This window comes from Achromobacter sp. GbtcB20 (genome assembly GCF_019091095.1).
GTDB classification, from domain to species: Bacteria; Pseudomonadota; Gammaproteobacteria; order Burkholderiales; family Burkholderiaceae_B; genus Achromobacter; species Achromobacter mucicolens.
This window is the reverse complement of sequence record NZ_JAGXJZ010000316.1, coordinates 1-363: the sequence shown is the minus strand read 5'-3', so window position 1 is coordinate 363 and position 363 is coordinate 1. Positions and strand designations below refer to the sequence as shown.

The following is a 363-nucleotide window of genomic DNA, read 5'->3' as shown; positions in this document are numbered from 1 at the left end:
CCGCCCCACCCCCACGGCACCGTTGCCCAAAGCGCCATCGTCCTCGTCAATCTCGGCACGCCGGATGCGCCGACCCGTTCCGCGGACAAGCGCTACCTGAAGCAATTCCTGTCCGACCGGCGCGTGGACGAAATCCCGCGCCTGGTGTGGTCGTTCATTCTCAACCTGATCATCCTGCCGTTCCGCTCCGGCGCATCGGCCAAGAAATACCAGACGATCTGGACGAAGGAGGGTTCGCCGCTGAAGGTGCATACCCAAAGGCAGGCGCAGCTGCTGCAGGCGGCGCTCGAGCAGCGCGGCCACGAAGGCGTGCAGGTACGCATGGCGATGCGCTACGGCTCGCCCTCACTGCCGGAAGTGCTG

Annotated in this window: 1 protein-coding gene; it reads left to right on the top strand. The window is 65.8% G+C overall.

Annotated features, from left to right (window positions below; all coding sequences use genetic code 11):
* A partial coding sequence (locus KVT32_RS29150) for a ferrochelatase (protein WP_217619321.1) occupies window positions 1-363 on the top strand: 363 nt, incomplete at both ends.